This window comes from Ruegeria sp. AN11 (assembly GCF_056536005.1).
Map to the genome: position 1 here is coordinate 1,387,992 of NZ_JBQFJD010000001.1, position 26,664 is coordinate 1,414,655.

General features: G+C 58.9%; 23 protein-coding genes. 7 read left to right on the plus strand and 16 right to left on the minus strand.

The features are described from left to right. Nucleotides 1–26 precede the first annotated feature (26 nt). Complete coding sequence (locus ACR3EQ_RS06850) at nt 27–950, plus strand: lysophospholipid acyltransferase family protein (RefSeq protein WP_170610208.1); 924 nt, start codon at nt 27–29, stop codon at nt 948–950. Nucleotide 951: 1 nt separating this feature from the next. Here ACR3EQ_RS06850 and ACR3EQ_RS06855 read toward each other — a convergent pair whose 3' ends face one another. Then, nucleotides 952–1,653, minus strand: a complete 702-nt coding sequence (locus ACR3EQ_RS06855; protein ID WP_170610207.1) for a DUF1223 domain-containing protein — start codon at nt 1,651–1,653, stop codon at nt 952–954. A 226-nt stretch (nt 1,654–1,879) separates the two neighbouring features. On the opposite strand from ACR3EQ_RS06855, the gene acnA reads away from it, so the two are divergent. Both acnA and ACR3EQ_RS06865 read left to right on the plus strand, forming a co-directional pair. Further along, nucleotides 1,880–4,570, plus strand: a complete 2,691-nt coding sequence (gene acnA / locus ACR3EQ_RS06860) for an aconitate hydratase AcnA (protein ID WP_480490166.1) — start codon at nt 1,880–1,882, stop codon at nt 4,568–4,570. A 143-nt stretch (nt 4,571–4,713) separates the two neighbouring features. Next, complete coding sequence (locus ACR3EQ_RS06865) at nt 4,714–5,415, plus strand: SDR family NAD(P)-dependent oxidoreductase (RefSeq protein ID WP_480490168.1); 702 nt, start codon at nt 4,714–4,716, stop codon at nt 5,413–5,415. 25 nt (nt 5,416–5,440) lie between these two features. Here the strand turns inward: ACR3EQ_RS06865 and ACR3EQ_RS06870 are convergent, their stop codons facing one another. The 10 genes from ACR3EQ_RS06870 to yajC form a co-directional block, all read right to left on the minus strand. Continuing rightward, nucleotides 5,441–5,980, minus strand: coding sequence for a DsbE family thiol:disulfide interchange protein (locus ACR3EQ_RS06870; RefSeq protein WP_170610201.1), 540 nt, complete (start codon nt 5,978–5,980; stop codon nt 5,441–5,443). Next, nucleotides 5,973–6,131, minus strand: a complete 159-nt coding sequence (gene ccmD / locus ACR3EQ_RS06875; protein WP_170610199.1) for a heme exporter protein CcmD — start codon at nt 6,129–6,131, stop codon at nt 5,973–5,975. Before ccmD ends, ACR3EQ_RS06870 begins: the two co-directional genes overlap by 8 nt. After that, complete coding sequence (locus tag ACR3EQ_RS06880) at nt 6,128–6,901, minus strand: heme ABC transporter permease (protein ID WP_170610197.1); 774 nt, start codon at nt 6,899–6,901, stop codon at nt 6,128–6,130. The genes ccmD and ACR3EQ_RS06880 overlap by 4 nt, the downstream gene beginning before the upstream one ends. Nucleotides 6,902–6,962: 61 nt before the next feature. After that, nucleotides 6,963–7,619: a heme exporter protein CcmB gene (gene ccmB / locus ACR3EQ_RS06885; RefSeq protein WP_170610195.1), complete on the minus strand. Its 657-nt coding sequence runs from the start codon at nt 7,617–7,619 to the stop codon at nt 6,963–6,965. Continuing rightward, nucleotides 7,616–8,230, minus strand: coding sequence for a heme ABC exporter ATP-binding protein CcmA (gene ccmA / locus ACR3EQ_RS06890; protein ID WP_480490171.1), 615 nt, complete (start codon nt 8,228–8,230; stop codon nt 7,616–7,618). The genes ccmB and ccmA overlap by 4 nt, the downstream gene beginning before the upstream one ends. Nucleotides 8,231–8,377: 147 nt before the next feature. Further along, entirely contained in the window at nt 8,378–8,731 is a 354-nt protein-coding gene (locus ACR3EQ_RS06895) for an Mth938-like domain-containing protein (protein ID WP_170610191.1), read from the minus strand. 9 nt (nt 8,732–8,740) lie between these two features. Further along, nucleotides 8,741–9,487 (minus strand): sulfite exporter TauE/SafE family protein, encoded by a 747-nt coding sequence (locus ACR3EQ_RS06900; protein ID WP_170610189.1) that lies wholly within the window; start codon nt 9,485–9,487, stop codon nt 8,741–8,743. Continuing rightward, nucleotides 9,480–10,448: a protein translocase subunit SecF gene (gene secF / locus ACR3EQ_RS06905; protein ID WP_170610187.1), complete on the minus strand. Its 969-nt coding sequence runs from the start codon at nt 10,446–10,448 to the stop codon at nt 9,480–9,482. Before secF ends, ACR3EQ_RS06900 begins: the two co-directional genes overlap by 8 nt. 1 nt (nt 10,449) lies before the next feature. Beyond that, nucleotides 10,450–12,111: a protein translocase subunit SecD gene (secD, locus tag ACR3EQ_RS06910; protein ID WP_170619143.1), complete on the minus strand. Its 1,662-nt coding sequence runs from the start codon at nt 12,109–12,111 to the stop codon at nt 10,450–10,452. A gap of 33 nt (nt 12,112–12,144) precedes the next feature. Continuing rightward, nucleotides 12,145–12,432, minus strand: coding sequence for a preprotein translocase subunit YajC (gene yajC / locus ACR3EQ_RS06915; protein ID WP_170610183.1), 288 nt, complete (start codon nt 12,430–12,432; stop codon nt 12,145–12,147). A gap of 201 nt (nt 12,433–12,633) precedes the next feature. Here yajC and ACR3EQ_RS06920 point away from each other — a divergent pair, with 201 nt between their 5' ends. Then, nucleotides 12,634–14,295, plus strand: a complete 1,662-nt coding sequence (locus ACR3EQ_RS06920) for a mechanosensitive ion channel family protein (RefSeq protein ID WP_480490173.1) — start codon at nt 12,634–12,636, stop codon at nt 14,293–14,295. An 85-nt stretch (nt 14,296–14,380) separates the two neighbouring features. Further along, nucleotides 14,381–15,673, plus strand: a complete 1,293-nt coding sequence (serS, locus tag ACR3EQ_RS06925) for a serine--tRNA ligase (protein WP_480490175.1) — start codon at nt 14,381–14,383, stop codon at nt 15,671–15,673. A gap of 64 nt (nt 15,674–15,737) precedes the next feature. Here serS and ACR3EQ_RS06930 read toward each other — a convergent pair whose 3' ends face one another. From ACR3EQ_RS06930 to ACR3EQ_RS06950, 5 genes are all read right to left on the minus strand, one after another. Beyond that, complete coding sequence (locus ACR3EQ_RS06930; RefSeq protein ID WP_170610178.1) at nt 15,738–16,322, minus strand: helix-hairpin-helix domain-containing protein; 585 nt, start codon at nt 16,320–16,322, stop codon at nt 15,738–15,740. Between the two features lie 91 nt (nt 16,323–16,413). Continuing rightward, on the minus strand, nt 16,414–17,400 hold the full coding sequence (locus ACR3EQ_RS06935) for a fatty acid desaturase (protein WP_170816605.1): 987 nt from the start codon (nt 17,398–17,400) through the stop codon (nt 16,414–16,416). A gap of 433 nt (nt 17,401–17,833) precedes the next feature. After that, entirely contained in the window at nt 17,834–19,297 is a 1,464-nt protein-coding gene (gene der / locus ACR3EQ_RS06940; protein WP_170610174.1) for a ribosome biogenesis GTPase Der, read from the minus strand. 49 nt (nt 19,298–19,346) lie between these two features. Beyond that, on the minus strand, nt 19,347–20,669 hold the full coding sequence (locus tag ACR3EQ_RS06945) for a PQQ-like beta-propeller repeat protein (RefSeq protein ID WP_170610172.1): 1,323 nt from the start codon (nt 20,667–20,669) through the stop codon (nt 19,347–19,349). Nucleotides 20,670–20,714: 45 nt separating this feature from the next. Beyond that, nucleotides 20,715–21,386: a hypothetical protein gene (locus ACR3EQ_RS06950; protein WP_170610170.1), complete on the minus strand. Its 672-nt coding sequence runs from the start codon at nt 21,384–21,386 to the stop codon at nt 20,715–20,717. A 226-nt stretch (nt 21,387–21,612) separates the two neighbouring features. Between ACR3EQ_RS06950 and ACR3EQ_RS06955 the strand changes: the two genes are divergently transcribed. After that, on the plus strand, nt 21,613–22,845 hold the full coding sequence (locus ACR3EQ_RS06955; RefSeq protein ID WP_170610168.1) for an efflux RND transporter periplasmic adaptor subunit: 1,233 nt from the start codon (nt 21,613–21,615) through the stop codon (nt 22,843–22,845). Beyond that, entirely contained in the window at nt 22,842–26,639 is a 3,798-nt protein-coding gene (locus tag ACR3EQ_RS06960; RefSeq protein WP_170619141.1) for an efflux RND transporter permease subunit, read from the plus strand. Before ACR3EQ_RS06955 ends, ACR3EQ_RS06960 begins: the two co-directional genes overlap by 4 nt. Nucleotides 26,640–26,664 lie beyond the last annotated feature (25 nt).

Below are 26,664 nucleotides of genomic sequence, written 5' to 3' on the forward strand. Positions count from 1 at the left end.
AATCGAATATCCGGTGAGACACCTACATGCCCGTCGAAAAGTCGGAACTGAGCCGCTTTGAGCTTGGTAAATACTACATCACCAGCCTTTTCCTCAAAGCTGTAATCGGTACGATGCGGCTATTGCCGTACGAGCGGCGCATTGCGGCAATGGGTGCCATTGTGCGCGGCCTGTCGCCGATTGTTGGCTTCACAAACCGCGTGCGCCGCAATCTCAAACTCACATGCCCCGATCTGCCCGATGCCGAGGTTCGCCGCATTTGCAGCGCCGTTCCCGACAATGCGGGCCGGGCGATCATGGAGCATTTTTCACCCGAAGGCTTTTCCGAGCGGCAGAAGGATGCCAAAATTTCGGGTACCGGCATCGCTGCTTTTGATGCCGCCGTGGCCGAAGGCAAACCGGTCATGATGATTACCGCGCATTTCGGACACTACCTCGCGGCCCGGATTGCGCTGCAGAACCGCAGCGGCAAACCCATCGGGTGCCTGTATCGCCGAATGGCCAACCCGTATTTCAATGACATATACGTTGAAGCTTTCTACAAAACCGGTGAGCCCATGTTCGAACAGGGTCGTCGGGGCATGGTCGAAATGGTTCGTTCGCTCAAAAAAGGCGGGATCATCGCCATCGTGTCCGACCTGCACGCCCATGGCGGAGAAGAACTGACTTTTTTCGGCAAACCGGCCGTCACCTCGGTTTTGAATGCGGAACTGGCGATCAAATATGGCGCCGTGCTGATCCCGTGCTATGCAGTGCGCCAGCCGAACGGGATCGATTTCGAGATCATTCTGCATGATCCTGTTCCGCATACTGACGCCAAAACCATGACCCAGTTCACCAATGATGATCTGGAAGCCGTGGTTCGCAAACACATGGGTCAGTGGTTCTGGATTCACCGCCGCTGGAAAACATGGAACGGGTTGGGGGTTCAGCCGGAAGATATGCCCTAATTCATTCTGCCTTAGCTGCAGCAACGATGGGCCCGTGCCCCGTTTTCTGCACCAGCACAACCGCAGGAAGATCCGAGGTCAACACCGTCGAAAACCGCTGTGGCGCGACCCCGTCCCACTGCCCGGCGCTCTGCCAGGATTCGACAACATTGGCGTAGTCCAGTTCGTGTCCCGCCAACTCGCCCCTGCGGATTGAAGCGTGTCGCATCGGAGAATACTGAACGACACGCACGTCATACGTTTCGCCCACCGGTAAATCGACGGGTGTCACATCCACAACGACGTCGTTTCCAGACCGGCTGGTATTGACCGAAGCCTTAGGGGCGGCTTTGAGATGCGCATCAATCAAACGGTTAAGTTCCCGCAATTGCGCGCCAACAATGTCCTGTTGGCCGTTTATCACCATCTGCGGTGTATAGATCATCGACCGCCCGCCCTGACGGGCATAGGCACGTTGGCGCGTGGTATGATCGGGATCGGCGAATTCGTCCTTCCAGCCGATGTAGTCCCAGTAGTCGACGTGTAGCGCCAGCCCGATGACGTCGTCGCGCTTGACCAGATCATGCAGGATTCGATCCGCAGGCGGGCAGGATGAACAGCCTTGAGAGGTGAAAAGTTCTACAACGACGGGATCGTTTTCAGCCAGAACCGGTGCCGCCAGTAGCAATGACGTAAGCGTTGAAAAGATAGTCATTCTGAACATGGCGGCCTCGGTTTGGTCGGTTGCCAGACAGGTTTAGACCGTTCAAAGATCAACCGCCAATCAAGGTTTCTTGAGACCTGTGACACCCAAAATGTAAAAAATGTGTGCAATGGTATACAAAAATTGCCGCACTTGTCGTGTTGGACCTTGAACCAAGGATAAACGTGATGCAGATACCCCTCAGCGAATCCCACAATCCACGTCATTTTGAGAGGGAGGCCATTAGATGCCCATCAAAGTCGGACAGGATACCGCCAAAACACGCCGCAGCCTGAGCGTGAATGGCAAGTCCATTTCCTATTACTCGATCCCCGCCGCGCAAGAGGCCGGTCTGGGCGATTTTTCCAAGCTTCCCGCCGCGCTGAAAGTCGTGCTGGAAAACATGTTGCGGTTCGAAGATGACGGCTTTTCGGTCTCGGTCGACGACATCAAGGCTTTTGCCGAATGGGGCGCCAAGGGCGGCAAGAACCCGCGCGAGATCGCCTATCGTCCGGCGCGCGTCCTGATGCAGGACTTCACCGGCGTTCCTGCCGTAGTCGACCTTGCCGCGATGCGCGACGGAATCAAGGGTCTGGGCGGCGATGCTCAGAAGATCAATCCGCTGAACCCGGTTGATCTGGTCATCGACCACTCGGTGATGATTGACGAATTCGGCAATCCGCGCGCGTTCCAGATGAATGTCGACCGCGAATATGAGCGGAACATGGAGCGTTACCAGTTCTTGAAGTGGGGACAGTCGGCCTTCAACAACTTCCGCGTTGTGCCCCCCGGAACCGGTATCTGCCACCAGGTGAACCTGGAGTATCTGGCGCAGACCGTCTGGACCGACACCGACCAGAATGGGGATGAAGTCGCCTACCCCGACACGCTTGTCGGAACTGACAGCCACACCACAATGGTCAACGGCATGGCCGTTCTGGGTTGGGGCGTCGGCGGGATCGAGGCCGAGGCCGCGATGCTGGGTCAGCCGATCTCGATGCTGATCCCCGAAGTCATCGGCTTTGAACTGACCGGCGATCTGGTCGAAGGCACCACCGGGACCGACCTTGTTCTGAAGGTCGTGGAAATGCTGCGTGAAAAAGGCGTCGTGGGCAAATTCGTCGAGTTCTACGGCGAGGGTCTGGACCGTCTGCCGCTGGCCGACCGTGCGACCATCGCCAACATGGCGCCGGAATACGGCGCGACCTGTGGTTTCTTCCCGATTGACGGTGAAACGCTGCGCTACCTGCGCAACACCGGCCGTGACGAAGATCGCATCGCATTGGTCGAAGCCTACGCCAAAGAAAACGGTTTCTGGCGCGATGAGAACTATGCGCCGATCTACACCGACACCCTGTCGCTGGACATGGGCACCATCGTTCCCGCGATCTCGGGCCCGAAACGCCCGCAGGACTATGTCGCACTGACCAACGCCAAGGCCGCTTTCACCAAGGAAATGGCCGAGACGTTCAAGCGTCCAATGGGCAAGGAAGTCGCCGTCAAAGGCGAAGACTACACCATGGAATCGGGCAAGGTCGTAATCGCCTCGATCACCTCGTGCACCAACACCTCGAACCCATACGTGATGATTGGCGCGGGTCTGGTGGCGCGCAAGGCGGCTGCGCTGGGTCTGGACCGCAAGCCGTGGGTCAAAACCTCGCTGGCACCGGGTTCGCAGGTTGTGTCGGCCTATCTTGAAGCCGCCGGCTTGCAGGAAGATCTGGACCAGATCGGCTTCAACCTTGTCGGTTACGGCTGTACTACCTGTATCGGCAACTCGGGTCCCATACAGAAAGAGCTGTCCGATGCGATTGCCGAGGGCGATTTGGTTGCCACGTCGGTCCTGTCGGGCAACCGCAACTTCGAAGGCCGTATCTCGCCTGACGTACGTGCCAACTATCTGGCCTCACCGCCGCTGGTTGTCGTTTACGCACTGGCCGGCACGATGGATATCGACCTGACGTCCGAGCCGATTGGTCAGGACAAGGACGGCAATGACGTCTTCATGAAAGACATCTGGCCGACCCAGCAGGAAGTTGCGGAACTGGTCGAACAGACCGTGACCCGCGAGGCGTTCCAGTCGAAATACGCCGACGTCTTCAAGGGCGACGAGAAGTGGCAGTCGGTCGAGACCACCGATGCGGAGACCTATGACTGGCCCCCGACCTCGACCTACATTCAGAACCCGCCCTACTTCCAGGGCATGGGGTCCGAGCCTGGCACGATCTCGAATATCGATGGCGCCAAGGTTCTACTGATCCTGGGTGACATGATCACCACCGACCACATCTCGCCTGCAGGTTCCTTTGCGACGACAACTCCGGCCGGCAAGTATCTGACGGACCGTCAGGTTCAGCCGCGCGAGTTCAACTCGTACGGGTCGCGCCGCGGCAACCACGAGGTCATGATGCGCGGCACTTTTGCCAACATCCGCGTCAAAAACGAAATGCTGGACGGCGTCGAAGGCGGCTATACCAAAGGCCCCGATGGCGAACAGACCTCGGTCTACGAGGCGTCGATGGCTTATCAGGAACAGGGCGTTCCGCTTGTCGTCTTTGGCGGCGAGCAGTACGGCGCGGGGTCTTCGCGTGACTGGGCGGCTAAAGGCACGGCCCTACTGGGCGTCAAGGCCGTGATCGCTGAAAGCTTCGAGCGTATTCACCGTTCGAACCTGGTTGGCATGGGCGTTATCCCGTTCGAGTTTACCGGTGGCGATACTCGTAGATCGCTGGGTCTTAAGGGGGATGAAACGGTTTCGATCCACGGTCTGGATACCATCCAGCCGCTGCAAGAGGTTCCCTGTACCATCGTCTATGGTGACGGATCCGAGAAGACCATCACCCTCAAGTGCCGCATCGATACCGCGCCCGAGATCGAATACATCGAGAACGGCGGCGTGCTGCACTATGTGTTGCGGAACCTAGCCAAAGCTGGCTGAGCCGGACCAGATATAGCTTTTTGAGGGGCGCCCTTTCGGGCGCCTTTTTCTTGCGCGGCATTGCCTCGCTCTACAGGGTATTTTCAAACAGAAGAAGTTGCCTTTTGCCCCTAACCCCGTTCTGGTGTGGGCAGGAGAAGCAGATGAAAAAAGTGGCATTGGTTACGGGCGGCGCACGGGGAATTGGGCGGGCGATTGTCGAGGAACTGGAAAAAGATCACCGGGTCGCATTCACATGGCGCTCCACTGAGCCGACGCAGTTGAAAGCGAACCACAACCTGCTGTCAATACGGTCTGACCTGACGCAAAAGGAGCAGCCAGAAGCTGTCATAGCACAAGTTCTGGATCATTTTGGCCAGTTGGATGTGGTCGTGAACAACGCCGGTCTGGTTGCCTCAACTCCGAAAGAGCATTTTGAAGCGGAAGACCATCGGGCGATCCTGGATCTGAACCTTCTGGTTCCGGCCGCATTGCTGGCAGCGGCCCTGCCGCACCTTCATCCGGGGGCGGCCCTCGTCAGCATATCTTCGGTCAATTCGGTACTACCACCACGTGACGCGGTCACCTATGGGGCCAGCAAAGCGGCGCTGAACCTCTGGACCCGCGCCATGGCGAAAGAGCTTGGGCCGGCCGGAGTTCGCGTCAATGCGATCGCGCCGGGTGCGATCAACATCCCCGAGGCACCACGTCCGGATGACCTGACCGAGTTATTCGTCAAGGACACCGCGCTGGGACGCGCCGGAACCCCAAGCGATATTGCCGGGGCCGTGCGATTTCTGTGTTCCGACGCGGCATCCTTCATAACCGGAGAGGTTCTGACGGTCTCAGGCGGGTATCGCCTTTGAATGCAGTCGGCCCAAGCTTACCAGCCTATTGCACTGCCGCCTTCTCCAGTGCAGGGCGGATCGTGCTTGCGATGACACGCTGGGTGATTGGCCCGGCATGGCGCAGAATGATGGTGCCCTCGCCGTCAATCACATAGGTCTCAGGTACGCCGTAGACGCCCCAGTCCAACCCCATACGCCCCTGCTCATCCCGTCCGATCCCAGCGTAGGGATCGCCCAGTTCGGTCAGAAAAGCTTCGGCATTACCCAACGGGTCTTTGTAATTGATGCCGTAGATCGGAATGCCTTCCTGCGCCAGAGCCTCCAGATTCGGGTGTTCGGCCCGGCACGGGGCGCACCAGCTGGCCCAGTAGTTGACCAGCTTGACCTCTCCGTCGCGCAGGGTTGCATCGTCGAAGCCGGATTTGCCGGGGAACTCGGTCATGACGACGGGCGGCGCGGTCTGGCCTTCCCGGGCCGAGGGCAATGCATTGGGGTCGTCGCGGAACATCCCGATTCCCGCCAAAACGGCAAACGCGCCAAAGATCAGCGGCGGCGCGATCATAAGTGGCGAGATCTTAGCCATTGCGCGTCATCCTCTGTTCGATTTTTTCCATTTCGGCGCGCACCTTGCGTCCGCGCAGCACGCTGAACACGACCAGCGCAACCAAAAGGACAATCGAGGCCGCATAGGCCGACAAAACCGTATCCGCATATTTACCAAGATCGGGGATCATCCGCCCACCCTTTCCCGTGCCAGCAGCGCCTTGATCCGGCGCGCCCGGATTTCCGTGCCGGCGCGATACAGCACCAGCGCGATGAACAGAAGGACAAAGCCAACGATGCACAAAAGCAGCGGGTAGAAATAGATGTTGCTGACCTTCTCTTCGGTATCCGCCCCGGTCACAGCTGCAGCGCGCATCACCGATGCACCCTGATGCAGACCCTGATTCCAGAAATTCACCGCATAGCGGCTGAGGATCGCAAAGACCGACCCCACCAGACACAACACCGATGTCAGGTCGGCCGCTGTATCAGGGTCCTCAATCGCCTCCCACAGCGCGACATAGCCCAGATAGAACAGGAACAGGATCAGGAACGAGGTCAGGCGCGGATCCCAGGCCCACCATGTTCCCCACATCGGCTGCCCCCAGATCGCGCCGGTTGCCAGTGCGATCAGTGTCATGACTATTCCGACCGGTGCCGCAGCCCGCGCAGCCAGCGCGCTGACATGATGGCGCCGCACCAGCCAGACCAGCGATGTCGCCAGCATCATCAGCCAGCAATTGATCGCCATCAAAGCGGCGGGCACATGCAGATAGATGATCTTGACGGTCGAGCCCTGTTTGTAGTCGTCAGGGGTAAAGAAAAACCCCCAGATCAGGCCGACGACAATGCAAACCGTCGAGGTGAACCAGAAGAACGGCAGCACACGTTCACTGGTGGCAAGAAACTTGCGCGGGTTGGCATATTCCCAGAGGGCGTTGGCTTTGGCTGCAATCGACATGGGCTCTATCTAGTCCGACTCGGGTCTGTTCTCAATTGACATCAGTCAAAGTTGTGGCGGTTCACCGCAGATTGATCCGCAGCACGGCAGCACTGGCAAAGGGCAGCAGGGCTATGGTTGCCGCCGTGATCCCGGCCAGCATCAACAGGGGCGTTTGTGTTTCCATCCCCGTCGCGCCGCGTCGGGCGACTTCGGCACCGAAAATCAGCGTCGGCACATAAAGCGGAAGAACCAGCAGTGACAGCAGCAGTCCGCCACGTTTGAGCCCCACGGTCAGCGCCGCGCCAAACGTGCCGATGACGCTCATCGCCGGGGTGCCGATCAGAAGCGAGATGACCAACCAGAAAAACCCCGGCGCAGGCAGGTTCAGCAACACGCCCAGAAACGGCGCGGCCAGGACCAACGGCAAGCCGGTGGTCAGCCAATGGGCCAGCGCCTTGATCGTCACGACAGCCTCGAGCGGCAGTGGCGCGGTGGCCAGAAGGTCCAGTGATCCGTCCTCCCAATCCAGTGCCAGAAGACGATCCAGCGACAAGAGGCACGCCAACAGCGCCCCCAGCCACAGGACGCCTGGCGCGATCGTCGAAAGCAGCGAGGATTGCGGGCCCACGGAAAACGGTACCAGAACGGTCACGATCAGAAAAAAGGCCAAACCCAGACCAAAGCCCCCGCCCGCACGGAAGGCCAGCTTCAAGTCGCGCAAAAGAAGGGCGATCACAGGAAACCTCCGTCAAAATCGTCGATGGGTTTTGGTTTGGCCTTGTTGGGACCGACATCCAGAACCTCTCCGTCAAGCCCTAGGTCGATATGGGTGGCGATCAGGGCCGAACCACCCTGCCCCAGATGTGCCCGCACCGCATCGGCGAACATCTGCACGGCATTGCGATCCAGAGACACGGTGGGTTCGTCCAACATCCAGATCGGGCGTCCGGTGACCAGCATTCGGGCCAGACCCAGACGACGTTTCTGACCTGCGGACAGGTTGCCTGCGTGGCGGTCTGCCAGATCATTCAGGTCAAAGGCGTCCAGCGCGGGCTGAATGTCCGGTGTGCCAAAAATCGAAGCCCAGAAAGTCAGGTTTTCTGTCACTGACAGGGTGGGTTTCAACCCATCCGAATGCGCGGCATAGGCGATCCGGTCTTCAGCCCCTTCGATCCGGCCAGCCAAGGGCGGTTGCAACCCGGCCAGCGTTCGCAGCAGGGTTGTTTTTCCAATCCCGTTGGGGCCGCGCAGGATCAGTGCGCGGCCGGGTTCCAGCACAAAGCTCAGTCCTTCGAGAACAGGGATACCGCCCCGGGTGACGGCAAGATCGCTAACGGTCAGTGTCATGAGTTCCGCTTATCTTATTGCTGCCAGACGCAAAAGGCGGGATTTGCCGCAGGAGAACAGCCTTTGCGTTTAAGGAAGGAAGCGGAGCGAGGGGCCAGCCCCTCGCGCTCCCCGGAATACTTTTGGCCAAATGAAGAGCGGATCCGGTCAAACGGGGATCAGGGCCAGCGCCACGCGCCGGCCTTCGGACAGCAGCACGTTATAGGTACGGCAGGCAGCCGGGGAGTTCATGATCTCGACCCCAAGGCCTGCGTCCTCCAATGCGACACGCAAGCCAGCCGGGATGTGAGACAGTTCAGCGCCGGTGCCGATGAAGACCACATCGACATCGTCGGACAACTCCAGCAAAGCCTCCTGATCATCGTAGCCGCCCCAACCGGCGGTGCCGGTCGGACCGGTTAGAACAGCCCCTTCGTAGACCTGCCCTCCGATGCGGAAGAAGCCAGGACCGTAGCCGTCAACCGGCGCAGAGCTGTTATATGTTATCTCGTTCAAGCGCATCGCCCGTGTTTATCCCCAAAGCGGCAAGCCCGACAAGGCCGCAACGGCAATCGCCAGATAGGCGCTTGCCCGGTAGATCCTCTCGCGCTCGGGCCGGAAAAGCCAACCTCCCAGCCAGTTTCCAGCCAGATTCGGAACGGCCAGCGCCAGACCCAGCCCGATCGACGCCAGGGTGACCCGGCCCATTCCTGTCAATATCCCAAGCAACAGGAAATCAAAGGCAAAGAGGAACAACAGAATGGTGGCCCGAACAACTTCAATCGGCAGCGGGCGCGACATGTAGAACAGAATGACAGCAGGACCCGGCAACCCTGCGACACCACCAAGGAAACCAGCGGCGGCTCCGATCCCCGCAACCATGGCGCGGCGCACGCGCCCCCGATAGCGCAGGCCAGAGGCAAGTACGGCGAGCATGAACAGTGAGATCAGACTGACCGCGTACCGGAACACCACGGGTTCCACCTGCGTCAGCAGCCACAACCCGATCGGCAAGGTCACCGCACAACCAAGGACCAGCCGCAGAAGATCCGACCGATCGACGGAGGCCCAGGCCCGGCGCAGATTCGGGACCGGACCGAAAATATCCATGACTGTCAAGGCAATCAGCGCACCGAACGGGCCCAGAAATGGCGCAGACAGGGGCAAAAAGATCAAAGCGGTGCCAAACCCGGAAAAGCCGCGTACGACACCGCCCAGAAAAGCCGCGAACAAAACAATGGCCAGCCCCGCCGGGGACTGGCCCGAAAGCTCAGGCATCGATGTTCGCGAACTGGTTTCCCGCCGTGTTTGACGGCTTGGACCAGTCGCGCTTGACCCCCAGCCACAGCAAGATGGTCGATGCCACGAAGACCGAGGAATAGGTGCCCACGATCACGCCCCAGATCATCGCAAAGACAAAGCCGCGGATCACGTCCCCGCCCAGTACATACAACGAGATCAGCGCCAGCAGAGTGGTGACCGAGGTCATCACCGTCCGGCTGAGTGTTTCGTTGATCGAAAGGTTCAGAACCTCTTTGAGGTCCTTTTTCTTGTACTTGCGCAGGTTCTCGCGCACCCGGTCGAACACAACCACTGTGTCGTTCAGAGAGTAGCCGACAATGGTCAGCAGCGCCGCGATGATGGCCAGGTCGAAGCGGATCTGCAGCTCTGAAAAGATACCGATGGTCAGGATCACGTCATGTACCAGCGCGGCCACTGCGCCTAGGGCAAACTGCCATTCGAACCGCAGCCAGATGTAGACAAGCACCGCAGCGATGGCCAAAGCCACAGCGATAACCGCAGTCTGGATCAGCTCGCCGGACACTTTTGGACCAACGGATTCGACCGAGACGAACTGAATATCCGGCACCGCAGCTTGCAACGCCCCTTCCACTGCTGTCACGGTTGCAGCGGAAACGGCTTCGGCATCGGCTTGCGCCTGAATGCGGATCATTGCGACGTTTTCGTCTTCGCCGAAAGTCGGATCGAAAATCTCGGTGATGGTCACGTCACCCAGTTCGAGCGGCGCGATGGCATCGCGATAGGTGCCCACATCAATTTCCTGCGCGCTTTGCGTCCGGATCGTGGTGCCGCCGCGAAAGTCGATGCCAAAGTTCAGGCCCTGGATCAGGAACGAGGCGAAGCCCACGATCATCAGCAAAGCCGAAATGCCCAGCCAGACTTTCCAGCGGTTGAAGAAATCGAACGAGGTTTCCTTGGGAACAAGTCTCAGTCGCATATCAAACCTCGATCGTTTTGGGGCGGCGGCGTTCGAACCACATGACGATCATCAGGCGCGTCACGAAGATCGCGGTGAAGACCGAGGTCAGAATGCCCAGACCCAGAGTGATGGCAAAGCCGCGCACCGGACCGCTGCCCATGGCGAACAGGATCGTCGCAGTGATAAATGTAGTGACGTTGGCGTCCAGAATGGCCGACAGCGCCTTTTCGTAGCCCAGTTCAATGGCACGTGAGGGCCCTCTGGCGGATTTCAGTTCCTCGCGTATGCGCTCAAAAATCAGCACGTTGGCGTCGACTGCCATACCAACCGTCAGAACGATGCCCGCAATACCCGGCAGGGTCAGCGTTGCACCGATCACCGAAAGAAGGCCGAACAGCAGACCAACGTTGATGATCAGCGCGATATTAGCGAACACTCCGAAAAGGCCATAGCTGAGCGCCATGAAGACCAGCACCGCGGCAAAGGCCACGGTGGTGGCCACCTTCCCCGCATCGATGCTGTCCTGCCCCAGTTCGGGGCCGATGGTACGTTCTTCGAGGAACTCCAGCCCGGCAGGCAGGGCACCGGCGCGCAGCAGCACAGCCAGGTTGGTGCTTTCTTCCACTGTGAAATTGCCGGTGATGATACCGGACCCGCCCGGAATGTGGGATTGGATCACTGGGGCCGAAATCACCTCATCATCCAGCACAATCGCGAACGGTGCGCCGATGTTATCGAGGGTATAGTCGCCGAACTTGCGCGCACCCGAGGTGTTGAACCGGAAGCTGACTGCGGGGCGACCGTTCTGGTCGAAGGACGGTTGCGCATCCACCAGTTCTTCGCCGGTCACGACCGGAGCGGATTCGATGGTGTAGAATACTTCGCTTTCGTCCAGCGAGGGCACGACTTTTTCACCGATACCCGGTACGGCATCCGGGTCGGTCCCACGGCCCACAACCGGATTAAAGGTCAGTTGCGCGGTCGTTCCGATGATCTCTTTCAACTCACCTGCGCTGCCGACGCCCGGGACCTGAATCAGAATACGGTCCGCACCCTGACGCTGAATGGTGGGTTCGCGTGTTCCGACCTCATCGATACGGCGACGGATGATTTCCAGCGCCTGACGCACGGTCCGGTCATCCGATGCCAGTTTCTCGGCTTCGGACAATTGCACGACGATCATGTCACCGTCGGCGCGCGCTTCGATGTCGGTCGCCCCAACACCGGTCAGCGTCTGCACCTGACGCGCAAGACCACGCACAACTTCCAGCCCGCGCGACATGCCCTCGGGCTGGCTGATCCTTACGCGAATCTCATCCGGTGCAGATGGCTGCTTGCGGATGGTGCCTACCGTCCCGCGTTCATCGCGCAGGGCGTCGCGAATTTCCGGCCACATCGCCTCCATTCGGGCTTCGTAGACATCGCTGGTCTGGACTTCGGCCAAGAGATGCGCGCCACCGCGCAAATCGAGGCCCAGGTTGACCAGAGAAGACGGCAGCCAGTTTGGCCACTGGGCGGCCTCGGCCTGCATTTCCGGAGTATCAATGCCAAGTTCAATGGCGGTTTTGGCGTCGTTCGATTGCTCGACACGCGTATAGAACGCATTCGGCAGGGCCATGAGCAGACCGATCACACAGACCGACCAGATCAGAACCCGCTTCCAGGTATCAATGTGCAGCATTACCCTGCCTTTTCAAGGGATTGTCGCGCGAAGTTATTTCGCAGGCTCGGTCTTGTTCAGAACCTGTGCAATGGTCGATTTGACCACACGCACCTTGACGCCTTCAGCGATTTCAACCTCGATCTCGTTTTCGCCTTCCTTGACCTTGGACACTTTGCCGATCATCCCGCCCTGGGTGACGACCTGATCGCCCCGGCGCACGGCGTCGACCATCGCCTGATGTTCCTTCATCTTCTTCTGCTGCGGACGGATCAGCAGGAAATACATGATCGCGAAAATCAGGATCAGCGGGAGAAACTGGGCGATTGCGCCACCTTCCATGGGACATTCCTTTTACTTTGGATCGCGGACAAGCTCCGCAAATTTGGCGGGAACCTATGCTTTGAGGTGTCCGTTTGCAAGCAAAGGCGGCGGTGTAACCCGTCCTGATTGTGTCACCGTGTCGAAAGATGTTTCCAAGCGTTGCAGATATACCCTAGGAACGACGGTCAGGCGGGGTATAGTCAGGCCGTGAGGGTCACAATGAAACAGCTATATAAATACCTGCAAGCATTAAAAGTTTTGCTGATCGCAGCCCTGCTGGCTTTTGCCATGTGCACTGCCGGACAGACACAGGAAGCACCCCCTGAAATTCTGGCCCCCGAGACCGATGACACGGATGTTTTCAAGGCCCCGGTGGTTGTCGACGGCGAAACACTGTTCTTTCTGCGCGGCTCAAGCGCATTGCCGGCATCGGAACGGGCCGAGCAGGTTCAGAAGATTATTGTCGAAGTCGCCGAATCTTCGGAAGACCCCGAAGTCGACATTACTTTCGAAAAAACCGATCTCGGTACACGCATTTTCGCTGATGGCGTCAGAGTTTCGATCGTTACCGTCGCCGATGCGGAACTGGACCAGATGGAACTGGACGTTCTCAGCCTTCTGCATGGCGACGCGATAGAAGAGGCGATTGTCGACTACCGTGCGAACCGGACGGACCAGGCGCGCGTGTCAGGCGCGATCGAGGCATTAGCCTGGACTGTCGGCTTTGCATTGTTTGTCATCATTATCATGTGGCTTCACCGGCGCATCCGGCGACGCACCCTGAAGCTGGTCAAGCGCTATCTCAAGGACGTCGAAACAGCGACCGCCAAAAGCGTTCAGGCCGAAGCGATTGCCGCCCTGATCCGATACGGCCTGAATTTCATCCTGCTGGTCATCTTCTTTCTGGGCTTTTACTACTACCTGTCCTTTGTCCTTCTGGCCTTTGCCGAAACCCGGTATTTCGCGCAACTGCTTCTGACCTATCTGACGGAACCCGTCCTGCTGATCTTCAAGGGCATCCTCAGCTATATCCCGAATCTGATCATGCTGGGCCTGATCGCCTGGATCACCGTCTACATCATCCGCGGCATGAGGGTGTTCTTTGATGCGGTCGAGGCCGGGTCCTTCGAAATGGGCGATTTCGAAAAGCACTGGGTGAATCCGACATTCAACATTGCCCGTGTCATCGTGATCCTGATCGCGCTGGTCTTTGCAGTGCCCTACATTCCGGGCTCGGATTCGGCCGCGTTTCAGGGGCTGACCATTCTGGTCGGCGCCATGCTGTCGCTGGGTGCGAACTCGGTCGTGTCGAACATGCTTGCTGGCCTGTTTGTGATTTATCGCCGTTCAACTTCGATCGGGGATCGCATTCAGATTGGTGACCATATCGGTGACGTGGTGCAGATCAAGTTGATGGAGACGCATCTGAAATCCATCAAGAATGAGCTGATCTCGATCCCGAACGCGCAGTTGATGAACTCGGATGTGGTGAACTTTTCCAAGCAAACAGATGGCACCGGCCTGTTGTTGCACACCACTGTCGGCATCGGCTATGAAGAGCCGCCCGAAAAGGTCGAGGCGATGCTGATCGAGGCGGCCAACCGTACCAAAGGGATCAAGTCCAAGCCCGTCCCCTTTGTACTGTGGACCGCGCTGGCCGATTACGCGATCAACTACCAGATCAACGGGTACACCACACGCGGCAGCATAATCCCGAAAATCCGCTCGGATCTGCATCGCAATATCGTGGCCGTTTTCAACGAAAACAGTGTTCAGATCATGACGCCCTCTTATATGGCCGATCCACCCGAACCCAAGATCCCTGCCGAGGCTTGGGACGGCCATCTGGCGCATGAAGTCACCGAAGAGGAAGAGAAATAGTCCGGGCGTCTTGTCCCGGCTACACCCTCCCCGCGAGATAGTGCATAAGCGGTTCCAGTGATTCACGTATTCAAGGATCTGAACAATGCACGACATCCGCGCCATTCGCGAAAACCCAGCCGCCTTCGACGCCGCCCTTGCGCGCCGTGGGGACGCGCCGATGTCGTCGGACCTGCTCAGGCTGGATGAAAGCCGCCGCGCCAAGATACTTGCCGCCGAGACCGCTCAGGCCGAGCAGAACAAGGCCAGCAAAGAAGTCGGCGCCGCCAAGGCGCGCGGCGACGAAACCGAGTTCGAGCGTCTGCGCGCACTGGTGGCCGAGAAAAAAGCCGAGATCGCCCGGATGCAGACCGAAGCCAAGGATCTGGACGCCCTGCTGACCGACCAGTTGGCGCGCATTGCCAACGTCCCTGCCGACGACGTGCCGCAAGGCGCGGATGAAAACGAAAATGTCGAGGTCAATCGCTGGGGTGCTCCGCGTAATTTCGCATTCGAACCCAAAGAGCACTACGAAATCCCTTCCGTTGCCGCGGCGATGGACTTTGAAACCGCCGCCAAAACCAGCGGCAGCCGGTTCGTGAACCTGTCGAAAGGCGTCGCCCGCATTCATCGCGCACTGGCGCAGTTCATGCTGGACACGCATATCGACAAGAATGGCCTGACGGAAATGCAGACGCCGGTTCTGGTGCGGGACGAGGCGATGTATGGCACCGACAAGCTGCCCAAGTTCGGCGAGGACAGCTATCAGACCACCAATGGCTGGTGGCTTATTCCGACATCCGAGGTTACGCTGACCTATTCCGTCGCCGGTGACATTCTGGAAGAAAGCGCCCTGCCCATCCGCATGACCGCGCACACCGCCTGTTTCCGGTCCGAAGCCGGAAGCGCGGGAAAGGACACGGCAGGCATGCTGCGGCAGCACCAGTTCGAAAAAGTCGAGATGGTCTCGATCACCCATCCCGACAACTCGGATGACGAGCAAAAGCGCATGCTGCGCTGCGCCGAGGATTTGCTGGAGCAATTGGGCATCCCCTATCGCACTGTGGTTCTGTGCACGGGTGACATGGGCTTCGGCGCGCGCCGGACCTACGACATCGAGGCATGGCTGCCCGGGCAGGATGCATACCGCGAGATCAGTTCGGTTTCGACAACAGGGGCCTTTCAGGCCCGCCGCATGAACGCGCGTTTCCGCCCCGAAGGCGGCGGCAAGCCGGAATATGTTCACACCCTGAACGGCTCGGGTCTTGCGGTTGGGCGCTGCCTGATTGCCGTCCTGGAAAACGGTCAGAATGAAGACGGAACCGTCACCATTCCGGATGTCCTGGCCCCCTATCTGGGCGGCAAGCTGACTTTGCAGACGGACGGCACGCTGGCCTGAAACAAAGAACCGGCAACCGTCTGAAACGGTGCCGGTTTTCGAAACAAGTCGAGGCGGAGAGGGACTACTTCTTCGCCTTTTTTTTGTCCTTCTTCTTTTTTCCCTCTTTTTTGCCGGACTTCTTGGCGGCGTCTTTGCCTGACTTCTTGGCAACGTCTTTCTTCGCCTTGTCCTTTTTGGACTTGGCCTTCTGTTTGGCCTTTTTGGACTTGGCCTTCACTTTATCTTTCGCCTCGGAAAAGGCCGCCTCCATCTCGCGCCGCTTCTTGGCGGCTTTTTCGGCTTTGGCCTTGGCTTTGGCCTTTTTCTGGGCTTTGGCTGCTGCCTGTTCCTTCGCAGCTTTTTCTTCGGCCGCCTTGCGCGCCTCTTCTTTTGCCCGCTTTTCAGCGGCAGCCGCAGCTACGGTTTTGCGGGCCGCAGGTTTTCGGGCCGGTGCGCGCCGGGACGTCGGCTTGGTCCCAGTTGGCTTGGCAACAGCTTCCTTGGCGGCTGCGATCAGTGTTTGCGCACGTGATGCACCAATGCGCGGGATTTTGACCAGATCAGCGGCGTTTGCCTTGGCGATGGCTTCCGCAGTTTTGAATCCATTGTCGCTCAACGATTTTGCAAGCGCTTGGCCCGCACCTTTTATGTTGGTCACTGCGGTCATTACTGGTCCTTTCCAATTCGTCGCTCGAATACATATATACGTCGGATGTACATCCCCCCAACCCCCTGATAGCTTGGCTCACCGCATGATGTTAGCCGCTATGAGCCAGATCGCCTGTCGTGGACTTCCTGGGGAACGGAACAAGGCGTTTAGCATCCTCATCCCAGAGCTTCAGGTTCAGTGCTGCCACCGCCTCGCGAAACTTGATCCGCCGCGGGGTGAATTCAGGCGGCAGGTTATAGTGGCAGGCGCGCAGTCGATAGGACGGGATGCGCGCGTTGAAATGGTGGATATCATGCAGCGTGATGCAGGCGACCGCATTGTCGAACCACCAGCCGAAGTCCAGCGCTGAAGAACCCTGCAAAGCGGCAACCTGTGGGTCCAGATCCGGGCGGCGATCCCAGTATGTGTCTTCAAAGTTATGCTGAAGATACACAAGAAACACCCCCAGCATTCCGCCCAACAACGAAAAAACCAACCAGACCAGAATCCCCGTTGTCCCGGCCACATAATAAAGCAAACCCAGAAACACGATGATCGACAGATTGTGCAACAGCACCCCACCTGCCCCAAATCGCACGGTGTTCTTGGGCCAGCGATAGCGAATGAAGTAGGTGAACAGCGCACCAACCGGCACGAGGATGAACGGATTGCGATAAAGCCTGTAGAACAGACGGGATTTCCAGTCTGCGCGCTGCCATTCGCGCAGCGTCATGGTGTGAATTTCACCGGTCTCACGATGTTCCAGATTGCCGATACCGGCGTGGTGCAGATTGTGGTTCTGCTTCATCACCTCGAAAGGTGCAAAGGTGAAGGGTGACAAGCCATGCCCCGCCCATTCGTTCTGTTGACGCGTCTCAAACAGGGAATGATGGCCGCAATCGTGCTGCAACACGTAAAGGCGCACTGCCGAAAATGCGAAAACAATGCCGGCCGGGACCATGACATACCACCGGTCCACGAAGATGATCGCCAAAGCCAGCGATGTGAAATACACCGCAAAAGTCCCAAAATAGCTCAGGCTGGCAAGCCGATTGTCCTGAACCGCATATCGGCGGGTATATTCCCTGAGATCCATAACCGCCCCACTTTCCTCTGTTGGCCGGTGTGAACGTTCATCGTCAGATTATACACGAATAGTCTCAAAGCAAGACCGGCGCGGGTAATTGTTATGCTCCAACAATGGCATAGATAGCATTTTCTTTCAGACATTGTCCAAGTGATCGGGGAAATCCGCTCAAGTCTTTGCCAAGCTGTTCCGTCACCGGCGCCGAGATTGACCCCACGGCACCTTTGTCTCGCATTCTCAAGATCAAAACTGACGGCGCCAGTACGTACAAATATCGCGATATTCTTATCTTTTTTGACTCATGTTCGCGATTGACCGAAAATCGGGGCCGCGTGCTTCGCAATTTTCATGAACCGGCCGAAGCGTACCGAGTCTTTGGAATCGAGCACATATCAAAATCCATGATCGGGTCCGGCTGCGTCAGCCGGACCTGACCCAAAGATCAGCCCCGCCCCTTCAGGTGCTTTGCCAGGGCCCCGGCGTTTTTCTTGCGCCGCCCCTTGTACGGGTTCTTGTCCCCTTGCCCTCGCAGGGTCAGCCGGATCGGTGTGCCGGGCATGTCGAAATCCTCACGCAACCCGTTCACCAGATACCGCGAATAACTGTCCGGCATCTTGTCCGGGTGCGAGCACATGACCACGAACCCAGGCGGGCGGGTCTTGGCCTGGGTCATATAGCGCAGCTTGATCCGACGTCCCTGCGGTGCCGGCGGCGGGTGCTGTTCCAGCATGGCTGCCAGCCAGCGGTTCAGGGCTGCGGTCGGCACACGGCGATTCCAGACGTCATGAGCGCGCAGGATGGCGGCACGAAGACGCTCAAGCCCCCTGCCCGTTTTCGCTGAAACGGTGATCAGCGGGGCACCGCGCAACTGGGGTAACAGCCGTTCAAAGGATTCTTTCAGATCGCGCAGTTTTTCTTGCTTTTCCTCTTCGATGTCCCATTTATTGACCGCGACGACCACGGCACGGCCTTCGCGTTCGGCCAGATCGGCGATGCGCAGGTCTTGTTGTTCAAACGGTATGGCCGCGTCCAGCAGAACCACCACGACCTCGGCAAACTTGACCGCGCGCAGCCCGTCCGAAACGGACAGCTTTTCCAGCTTCTCCTGCACCTTGGCCTTCTTGCGCATGCCGGCGGTGTCGAAAATCCGCATCGGCGTGCTGTTGCCATCGGGATCGGCCCAGTCGATCCGCAAGCTGATGGCATCGCGGGTAATCCCGGCTTCGGGACCTGTCAACAGACGATCTTCGCCCATAATCTTGTTGATCAGGGTGGATTTTCCGGCGTTTGGACGACCGACAACAGCGACCTGAAGCGGTTTCGCGTCGGTGATCAGGCGCGCTTCGCCTTCGCCCTCTTCGTCCAGTTCCACATCTGTCACAGGCGTCTCATCGGCCTGTTGTTCTGCCATCGCGTCCGCCAGAGGCATGAGGTGGGCGTAAAGGTCGGTCATTCCTTCGCCATGCTCGCCCGACAGGCGCACGGGCTCTCCCAAACCCAGATTATAAGCCTCAAGCACGCCGGCATCCGCCGCGTTCCCTTCGGCCTTGTTGGCCGCAAGGATCACATGTTTGGATCGTTTGCGCAGGATTTCCGCGAACATCTCGTCCGTGGGGGTCAGCCCCACACGCGCATCGATCATGAACAGGCAGACATCGGCCATGTCCACCGCGCGCTCGGTCAAGCGGCGCATCCGCCCCTGCAGACTGTCATCCGTTGCATCCTCAAGACCCGCCGTATCGATCACGGTGAATCGCAGATCGCCAAGCCGCCCTTCGCCTTCGCGCAGGTCACGTGTCACGCCGGGCTGATCGTCGACCAGGGCCAGGCGCTTGCCCACAAGGCGGTTGAACAGTGTGGATTTGCCCACATTCGGGCGCCCCACGATAGCGAGGGTCAGCGACATGATACTCAACTTTCAAGACTCAAGATGCGCCCTTTAGCGCATCTTGCCGTCAACGGAAAGCGTGCAGTGCACCTTTGGTGGACACGATATACAACGTGCGCCCCGCAACAACGGGCGACGCGGTCGCCCCGCCGGGGACTTCGATCCGGTGAACCAGGGTTCCGTCAACCGGGCTGTAAAAGCGCACATACCCGTCATTTGAGGCCACAACGATGCGCCCGCCTGCAAGGATCGGACCATAGTGCGCAAAGATCGCCCCGCGCCGTCCGGGCTTGTCCTTGACAAAGCCGGGCAGGTCCTGCGCCCAGATCACCGATCCGTCTGTTGCGTTCAGTCGCACCAACTGGCTGCGGTCGCTGATCAGGAAGACGCTGTTTCCGACCGGCCAGACCGTATCAACCGCACCTTCGTTGGCGGTCCATTTACGTTCTCCGGACCCACCTTCCAGTGCCACGGTCCGGCCCGAGTGGTTGCCAATGTAGATCGTGTCCCCGGTTACCATTGGCCCCCCGGTGACATCAACGATCCTGGCCGCCGCGCGACCACGACGTCCGCCCGCGACGGAAGCGTTCCAGCGGCGGATGCCGCCCCTGCGGAACGTCGCGGCAATATCGCCGGACCCGAAGGCAAAAACCGCGAGGTCCGAAGTCAGCGCGGGCGACGGCGCCCCAAGCACGTTCCCAACGCTGGGTGTTCCTTCGACCTGCCAAGCAATACGACCATCCTTGGTATTCACAGCCCAGCCGGTCTCATCCCCGGCGACGACGTAAAGCAACCCGTCTTTCACCAGCGGCGCACCGCTGCCGGTTGCGTTCAGCCGTTTTTGCCAGCGTTGCGCGCCGGTCTTGGCATCCAGCGCCGTGAGGCGACCAAACCCGGATGAGACGTACAAAACCCCGTCGGCATAGGCCATTCCGCCACCTGTCGCGTCGGAATCGCCGTCGCTTGGAGGGATAAGGTTGGTGCTCCAGGCGACCTGCCCCTGAGGTGTAACGGCCGATACTGTGGCTCCGGAATCAAGGGTATAAATCAGCCCGCCTGCAACAACCGGTTCCGCTGTAATCCGTTTCTTACGGGAATCGCCTTCGCCAATCGAAGTGGACCAGATGCGCTGCGGTGCTGAGCTGAGCGCAGCGTTTGTGGTTCGGAAAGCGGCTGTGCCCGGACTTTGCGCCCAATTGGCGTTCGATGTCTGCCCCGGCAGGCTGATTGGTTTGGACCCACGGGTTTCAACAGTTTCGGTATCGGACGCAGGACGGATGTCTTCGCGCTCACCGGGCAGAATGACTTCGGGTTCCTGACAGGCCGCAAGCGTCGTCAGGGCAATCGCCGCCAATGGCAGTCCAATGCGGGGGAATAGTCTCGTTACCATGATGTTCCGAACTCGCCTGTCGTCATTCTTGTTTCGCTGTCTCAATCAGCCTTGCTGGGCGACCAGTTGTTCCGGTTCGCCCCCCAGTGCCACGATCAGCTGGGTCGCACGCTGTTGCAGATCGACACCAACTTCGGCATCCTGCCGCAGCGCTTGCAGACGATCAATCGCGGCGGCGGTGTTGCCCTCGGCGACATCAATCAGCGCAAGCTGTTCTTCTGCCAACAGGCGCAGCGGCGCACCGGGCGTGGCCAGTGCCTCGAATTGCAGGCGACGCTCGTCCGCCGAAAGGGTCTCGCTTTGCAACAACAACGCCTTGAAGCTCGCGATGGCGCGATAGATTTCGGGCAGATCAGCTTGCGTCGCAACCGCGTTCAGGCTGGTCACGGCATCCTGCGCCGAACCGGCCTCGTTCTGCGATGCGGACAGCAGCATTTTCAGAACTGCGTCCCCACCCGGAGATTGCGTTTGTATCCCGCTTAGACCGGCGGCACGTTCGGCGGAATCATCTTGCGACAGCGCCGCAAGAATTTCATCGCCCAGCGCCTGAGCCTGACTTGTGATGCTGGCTTTACGATATTCGTTGAAAGCGGCCCCGCCTACAATAAGTACAACCGCCGCAATGCCCACCCAGCCCCAGCGGCGCAAAAGCAGATACAGCCGGTCGCGGCGCACCTCTTCTGTCACCTCATCAATGAAACTGTCGACGTCGCTCATCCCTGCCCCCAGGCTTAGTGTCCTGTCATATTAGCGCCATGTCATACCCCGGCACCACGTCCAAGCCAAGGGTCCGATTTCGCACATTTTCACCAGCTTAGTGCGCCCTTGCGAAAAAAACTAAACCGAACTATTCAGTTCAGTATGGAAATGGCCTATGCCGGACCCCATTTTGAGGCATAAGCGCCAGTGAAAATCTGGCAATGAATCCTAGGAGAATTTCTGCATGCGATTGATTTCATTCGCAAACGCGCTTTTGGTAATTGTTGCATTATACTTTTTGGTGTTCGAAAGGGACGCCCTGTTCGCCTTTGCTGGAAAAGATGACGTAACGGAAGCACAAGCCGCTGAAGGTGGTGAGGGCGCGGAAGCTGCCCAAAATCCGGATGCAATCAAGGTCGTCGCCTTGCGGTCATCGGCGCGCGAGATCGACAGCGCAGTGTTGTTGCGTGGCCAGACCAAGGCGAACCGTCAGGTCGAAGTGCTGGCCGAAACGATATCGACCGTAGTGTCGGAACCCAAGCGCAAGGGCACTTTTGTCGAGGCCGGAGATCTTTTGTGCGAACTCGACCCTGGCACCCGCCCGGCCAGCCTGGCCGAAGCGATGGCGGGCAAGCTTGAGGCCGAAAGCCGTATCCCCGAAGCCGAGGCCCGGCTTGCCGAAGCACATGCGCGCGTGGCCGAGGCCGAGATCAACCTGAAAGCGGCGCGTAAGCTGTCTGAAACGGGTTTTGGGTCGGAAACACGTCGGATCTCCAGCGAGGCCGCCATGAGCACCGCTGAAGCAGGTGTGAAATCGGCCGAAGCGGGTCTGGAGGCCACTCGCGCCGGTATCGAAGCTGCCGCGGCCGAGGTGAAAGCGGCCCAGCGCGAGATTGACCGCCTCACCATCGAAGCGCCGTTCCGTGGCCTGCTGGAAAGCGACACGGCGGAATTGGGCAGCCTGATGCAGCCAGGATCGCTTTGTGCAACCGTCATTCAGCTGGATCCGATCAAGCTGGTGGGTTTTGTTCCCGAGACCGAAGTGAACCGGATCATTGTGGGGTCCGAGGCTTCGGCCAAACTGGTGACCGGTCTTGAGGTTACGGGCCGTGTGACGTTCCTCAGCCGTTCCGCCGATGAAACCACCCGGACCTTCGAGGTTGAGATCACCGTTCCGAACTCGGAACTGGCCATCCGCGACGGCCAGACCGCTGACATTCGCATCGCAGCCGAAGGCGCCAAGGCGCACCTGCTGCCGCAATCCGCATTGACGCTGAACAATGAAGGCCAATTGGGGGTTCGCACAATTGCAGCGGGCAATGTAGTCGACTTCATGCCTGTTCATCTGCTGCGTGACACCTCAAGCGGTGTCTGGATCGACGGATTGCCTGAAACGGTGGATATCATTGTCGTCGGGCAGGAATTCGTGACCCAAGGCGTCAGTGTTGCGCCGACCTACCGGGAATTGTCGCAATGACGGGTATTGTCAGTTGGGCCGCCGACAGGGCCCGAATGGTCCTGGCCTTCATCGCGATCTCGTTGATGGTTGGCGGGTTTGCTTATGTCAGCCTGCCAAAAGAAGGCGAGCCGGATATCGAAATCCCGGCCCTGTTCGTCTCGGTTTCGTTTCCCGGCATTTCGGCCGAAGATTCCGAAAACCTGCTGATCAAGCCCATGGAAACCGAACTGGCGGATCTGGACGGTCTGAAGGAAATGACCGCCACCGCCGCAGAAGGCTATGCCGGGATTGCACTTGAATTCGACTTCGGCTGGGACAAGACCGCGATCACTGCCGATGTCCGCGACGCGATGAACAGCGCGCAGGCAGATTTCCCTGAAGGTGCCGAGCAGTATTCGCTGAACGAGATCAACTTCTCCGAATTTCCAATCGTCATCGTCAACCTGACCGGCGCGGTTCCCGAACGCACAATGGCCCGTGTTGCCAAAGACCTGCAGGACGATCTTGAAGCACTGGATTCCGTTCTGGAAGCCGGGATTGCCGGCAATCGGGACGAACTGCTTGAAGTGGTGATCGACCCATTGCGGCTTGAGGCATACAACGTCACCGCCGCAGAACTGATCAACGTTGTGCAGAACAACAACCAGCTGATCGCTGCTGGTGAGGTCGAGACGGCGCAAGGCACATTCTCGGTCAAAATCCCTTCGTCCTTCAAGACGGCGCAGGATGTTTACGGGCTGCCGGTCAAGGTCAATGGCGACCGCGTTGTCACGTTGGGCGAACTGGCGCAGATCAATTACACCTTTGAAGACCGTGAAGGCACTGCCCGGTTCGATGGTGAGGCCACCGTTGCCCTGCAAGTGGTAAAGCGCAAAGGCTTTAACGTCATCGACACGGTCAACGAGGTCAAAAAGGTCGTTGCCGAGGCTCAGAAGATCTGGCCACCGGAACTGGCGGCAGCAGTCGATGTCGGCACGTCGAATGACCAGAGCCGTATCGTCGGCTCGATGGTAAGCCAGCTTGAAGGTTCCGTCCTGACGGCCGTTGCGCTGGTGATGATCGTTGTGCTGGCGTCGCTGGGTACACGTGCCGCGCTGTTGGTGGGTTTTGCGATTCCGACCTCGTTCCTGTTGTGCTTTGCCTTCCTGGCCATGATGGGCGTCAGCATTTCGAACATGGTGATGTTCGGCCTGATCCTTGCGGTCGGGATGCTGGTCGACGGGGCCATCGTGGTGGTCGAATACGCTGACAAGCGCATCAAGGAAGGCGTCGGCCCGATGCACGCCTATGTCGAGGCGGCACAGCGGATGTTCTGGCCCATCGTATCATCGACGGCGACCACGCTTTGTGCGTTTCTGCCCATGCTGTTCTGGCCTGGCGTTCCGGGCGAGTTCATGAAGATGCTGCCGATCACGCTGATCTTCGTTCTGTCATCCTCGCTGATTGTAGCGCTGATCTATCTGCCCGTGATGGGCGGTGTTTCGGGCCGTTTGAGCCGGACTTTTGACCGCACGTCGAACTGGCTGCGCGCGCGAACCCGCTGGTGGGTACGCGCCCTATTGGTTCCGCCATCGCTTTACCTGATTTTCCTGGGTGCGATGCAGGTTCTGAACCCGACCTATCTGTTTCCAATCGGTGGTACAGCAGGCAGTTTGTTCGGCGCGTTTCTGTTTCTGACGGGCGCCTTTGCAGGGTCGGTCACGCTGAGCGCGGCAAAGATCGAACGCCGCGAAGACGACCATGTGCACACGGCCAAGGAACACACGGTCTTTGGCTATATGGTGAAATTCCTCGTTGGAAATCCGATCATGCCGATCGTCTCGATCGCGGTGATCGGCTTTGCCGTTGTATCTGTGATGACGGCCTTTTCGAACAACAACCGCGGCGTCGAGTTTTTTGTTGAGACTGAGCCCGAACAGGCCACCGCCTATGTCCGCGCCCGTGGCAACCTGTCTCTGGCGGAAAAAGACGCAATTGTTCTGGCCGCTGAACAGACCATCAGCGCGCACCCGGCTGTTATCAACGTCTTCGCCTTTGCCGGTGAAGGTGGGCTGAACCAGAACACCGGTGGCGCGCAGGCCCCCGGCGACACCGTTGGCCGTGTGCAATTCGAAATCATCCCGTGGGAAGACCGCCCGAACGTGTCAGAGCCGATCCTTGGCGGGCTGTTTGACCGTCATTTCATCGACCCCAAATACGACGGCGATAGGGTGCTTGAGGAACTGACCGCAAATCTGGCCAAACTGCCCGGCATCATCGTCGAGCTTCAGCCGCTGGATCAGGGTCCGGCCTCGGCCAAACCGGTGCATCTGCGCATCAAGGGCAACAATTGGGAGGAGTTGACCTCAGCAACCCTGTCCGCGCGCGAGGCGTTCGACACCACCCCCGGTCTGGTCAGGATCGAAGACACCCTGCCCCTGCCCGGCATTGACTGGCAGATCGACGTAGACGTGGCCAAGGCGGGCCGCTTCGGGGCCGATGTGGCGACTGTGGGCGCTATGGTGCAACTGGTGACACGCGGTATCCTGCTGGGTGAGATGCGCCCGGACAATACCGATGAAGAGGTCGAGATTCGTGTACGCTTGCCCGAAGAAGACCGCGTTCTTTCCACGCTGGATTCGCTGAAGGTCCGCACTTCGGATGGTCTGGTGCCACTATCGAATTTCGTAACCCGCAAGCCGGTTGAAAAACTGGCCGAGATCAACCGCATCAATCAGGAGCGGTATTACGACATCAAAGCGGACGTAGAACCGGGGCTGAGCAAGGTCGTTATCACCGACGCGGACGGCACAGAACAAAGGCTGGCCGTTGTCCGGGCGGTTGCGGAAGGCGCGGAGCCTAAGGGCGCGACCCTGACCAGCCCCGATGGTGAGGCGTATGAGATTGTCGAGCTGACCGGTAGCCAGAGCGCCGAGGATATCCGGTCTGCGATTAAGGATGGCGACGCGCAGTTCTCGCTGATCAACCCCAATGAACGGATTGCCGTCCTGACGGAGTGGTTGGATACTGGACCTTTCTCGAAAGCGGTCAGCTGGGAATGGACCGGCGACCAGGAGGAACAGGAAGAGTCCGGCGCCTTCCTTGTGAATGCATTCATGGGTGCGCTGGGATTGATGTTCGTGATCCTGCTGGCGCAGTTCAACTCGTTCTACAACTCGGTGCTGGTGCTGCTGGCGGTTGTTCTGTCCACAACCGGGGTGCTGATCGGAATGATGATCATGCAACAGCCGTTCTCGATCATCATGACTGGGACGGGCATCGTGGCGCTGGCCGGGATCGTGGTGAACAACAACATCGTTCTGATCGACACTTATCAGGAATACAGCCGCTACATGCCCCGGATCGAGGCCATCGTCCGCACCGCCGAGGCGCGCATTCGTCCGGTTCTGCTGACCACTTTGACCACGATGGCGGGTCTGACACCGATGATGTTCGGTCTGTCGCTGGACTTCATCAACGGCGGTTATTCCATCGACAGCCCCACCGCCCTGTGGTGGAAACAGCTTGCCACTGCGGTTGTCTTTGGCCTGGGTATCGCGACCGTACTGACACTGATCGTGACACCATCGCTGTTGGCGCTGCGAGTCTGGGTGGCGACCTACACAATCTGGCTGGGCAAGGCACTGGCCCGCGCCTCGGCAGGCCGCGCCAGCCGGCTGGCACAGGATATGGCCATTGGACGGGCGGCGCGAAAAGCGCAGGCGACCGAGGTTATCTGGGAGGACGATGAGGTCACAGACGCTCTGTCCGTGGCCAAACCGGACCAGGCGTCGGATCAACCACCCAATCCGCCTCTGAAAGCAGCAGAATAAAGATCATGGGCCGGCCAACACCGGC

Bases quoted from the DNA above. Each gene is read 5' to 3' on its own strand.
- ACR3EQ_RS06850 (WP_170610208.1), top strand. From the start codon at position 27: ATGCCCGTCGAAAAGTCGGAACTGAGCCGCTTTGAGCTTGGTAAATAC.
- ACR3EQ_RS06855 (WP_170610207.1), bottom strand. From the start codon at position 1,653: ATGTTCAGAATGACTATCTTTTCAACGCTTACGTCATTGCTACTGGCG.
- acnA (WP_480490166.1), top strand. From the start codon at position 1,880: ATGCCCATCAAAGTCGGACAGGATACCGCCAAAACACGCCGCAGCCTG.
- ACR3EQ_RS06865 (WP_480490168.1), top strand. From the start codon at position 4,714: ATGAAAAAAGTGGCATTGGTTACGGGCGGCGCACGGGGAATTGGGCGG.
- ACR3EQ_RS06870 (WP_170610201.1), bottom strand. From the start codon at position 5,980: ATGGCTAAGATCTCGCCACTTATGATCGCGCCGCCGCTGATCTTTGGC.
- ccmD (WP_170610199.1), bottom strand. From the start codon at position 6,131: ATGATCCCCGATCTTGGTAAATATGCGGATACGGTTTTGTCGGCCTAT.
- ACR3EQ_RS06880 (WP_170610197.1), bottom strand. From the start codon at position 6,901: ATGTCGATTGCAGCCAAAGCCAACGCCCTCTGGGAATATGCCAACCCG.
- ccmA (WP_480490171.1), bottom strand. From the start codon at position 8,230: ATGACACTGACCGTTAGCGATCTTGCCGTCACCCGGGGCGGTATCCCT.
- ACR3EQ_RS06895 (WP_170610191.1), bottom strand. From the start codon at position 8,731: ATGCGCTTGAACGAGATAACATATAACAGCTCTGCGCCGGTTGACGGC.
- ACR3EQ_RS06900 (WP_170610189.1), bottom strand. From the start codon at position 9,487: ATGCCTGAGCTTTCGGGCCAGTCCCCGGCGGGGCTGGCCATTGTTTTG.
- secF (WP_170610187.1), bottom strand. From the start codon at position 10,448: ATGCGACTGAGACTTGTTCCCAAGGAAACCTCGTTCGATTTCTTCAAC.
- secD (WP_170619143.1), bottom strand. From the start codon at position 12,111: ATGCTGCACATTGATACCTGGAAGCGGGTTCTGATCTGGTCGGTCTGT.
- yajC (WP_170610183.1), bottom strand. From the start codon at position 12,432: ATGGAAGGTGGCGCAATCGCCCAGTTTCTCCCGCTGATCCTGATTTTC.
- ACR3EQ_RS06920 (WP_480490173.1), top strand. From the start codon at position 12,634: ATGAAACAGCTATATAAATACCTGCAAGCATTAAAAGTTTTGCTGATC.
- serS (WP_480490175.1), top strand. From the start codon at position 14,381: ATGCACGACATCCGCGCCATTCGCGAAAACCCAGCCGCCTTCGACGCC.
- ACR3EQ_RS06930 (WP_170610178.1), bottom strand. From the start codon at position 16,322: ATGACCGCAGTGACCAACATAAAAGGTGCGGGCCAAGCGCTTGCAAAA.
- ACR3EQ_RS06935 (WP_170816605.1), bottom strand. From the start codon at position 17,400: ATGGATCTCAGGGAATATACCCGCCGATATGCGGTTCAGGACAATCGG.
- der (WP_170610174.1), bottom strand. From the start codon at position 19,297: ATGTCGCTGACCCTCGCTATCGTGGGGCGCCCGAATGTGGGCAAATCC.
- ACR3EQ_RS06945 (WP_170610172.1), bottom strand. From the start codon at position 20,669: ATGGTAACGAGACTATTCCCCCGCATTGGACTGCCATTGGCGGCGATT.
- ACR3EQ_RS06950 (WP_170610170.1), bottom strand. From the start codon at position 21,386: ATGAGCGACGTCGACAGTTTCATTGATGAGGTGACAGAAGAGGTGCGC.
- ACR3EQ_RS06955 (WP_170610168.1), top strand. From the start codon at position 21,613: ATGCGATTGATTTCATTCGCAAACGCGCTTTTGGTAATTGTTGCATTA.
- ACR3EQ_RS06960 (WP_170619141.1), top strand. From the start codon at position 22,842: ATGACGGGTATTGTCAGTTGGGCCGCCGACAGGGCCCGAATGGTCCTG.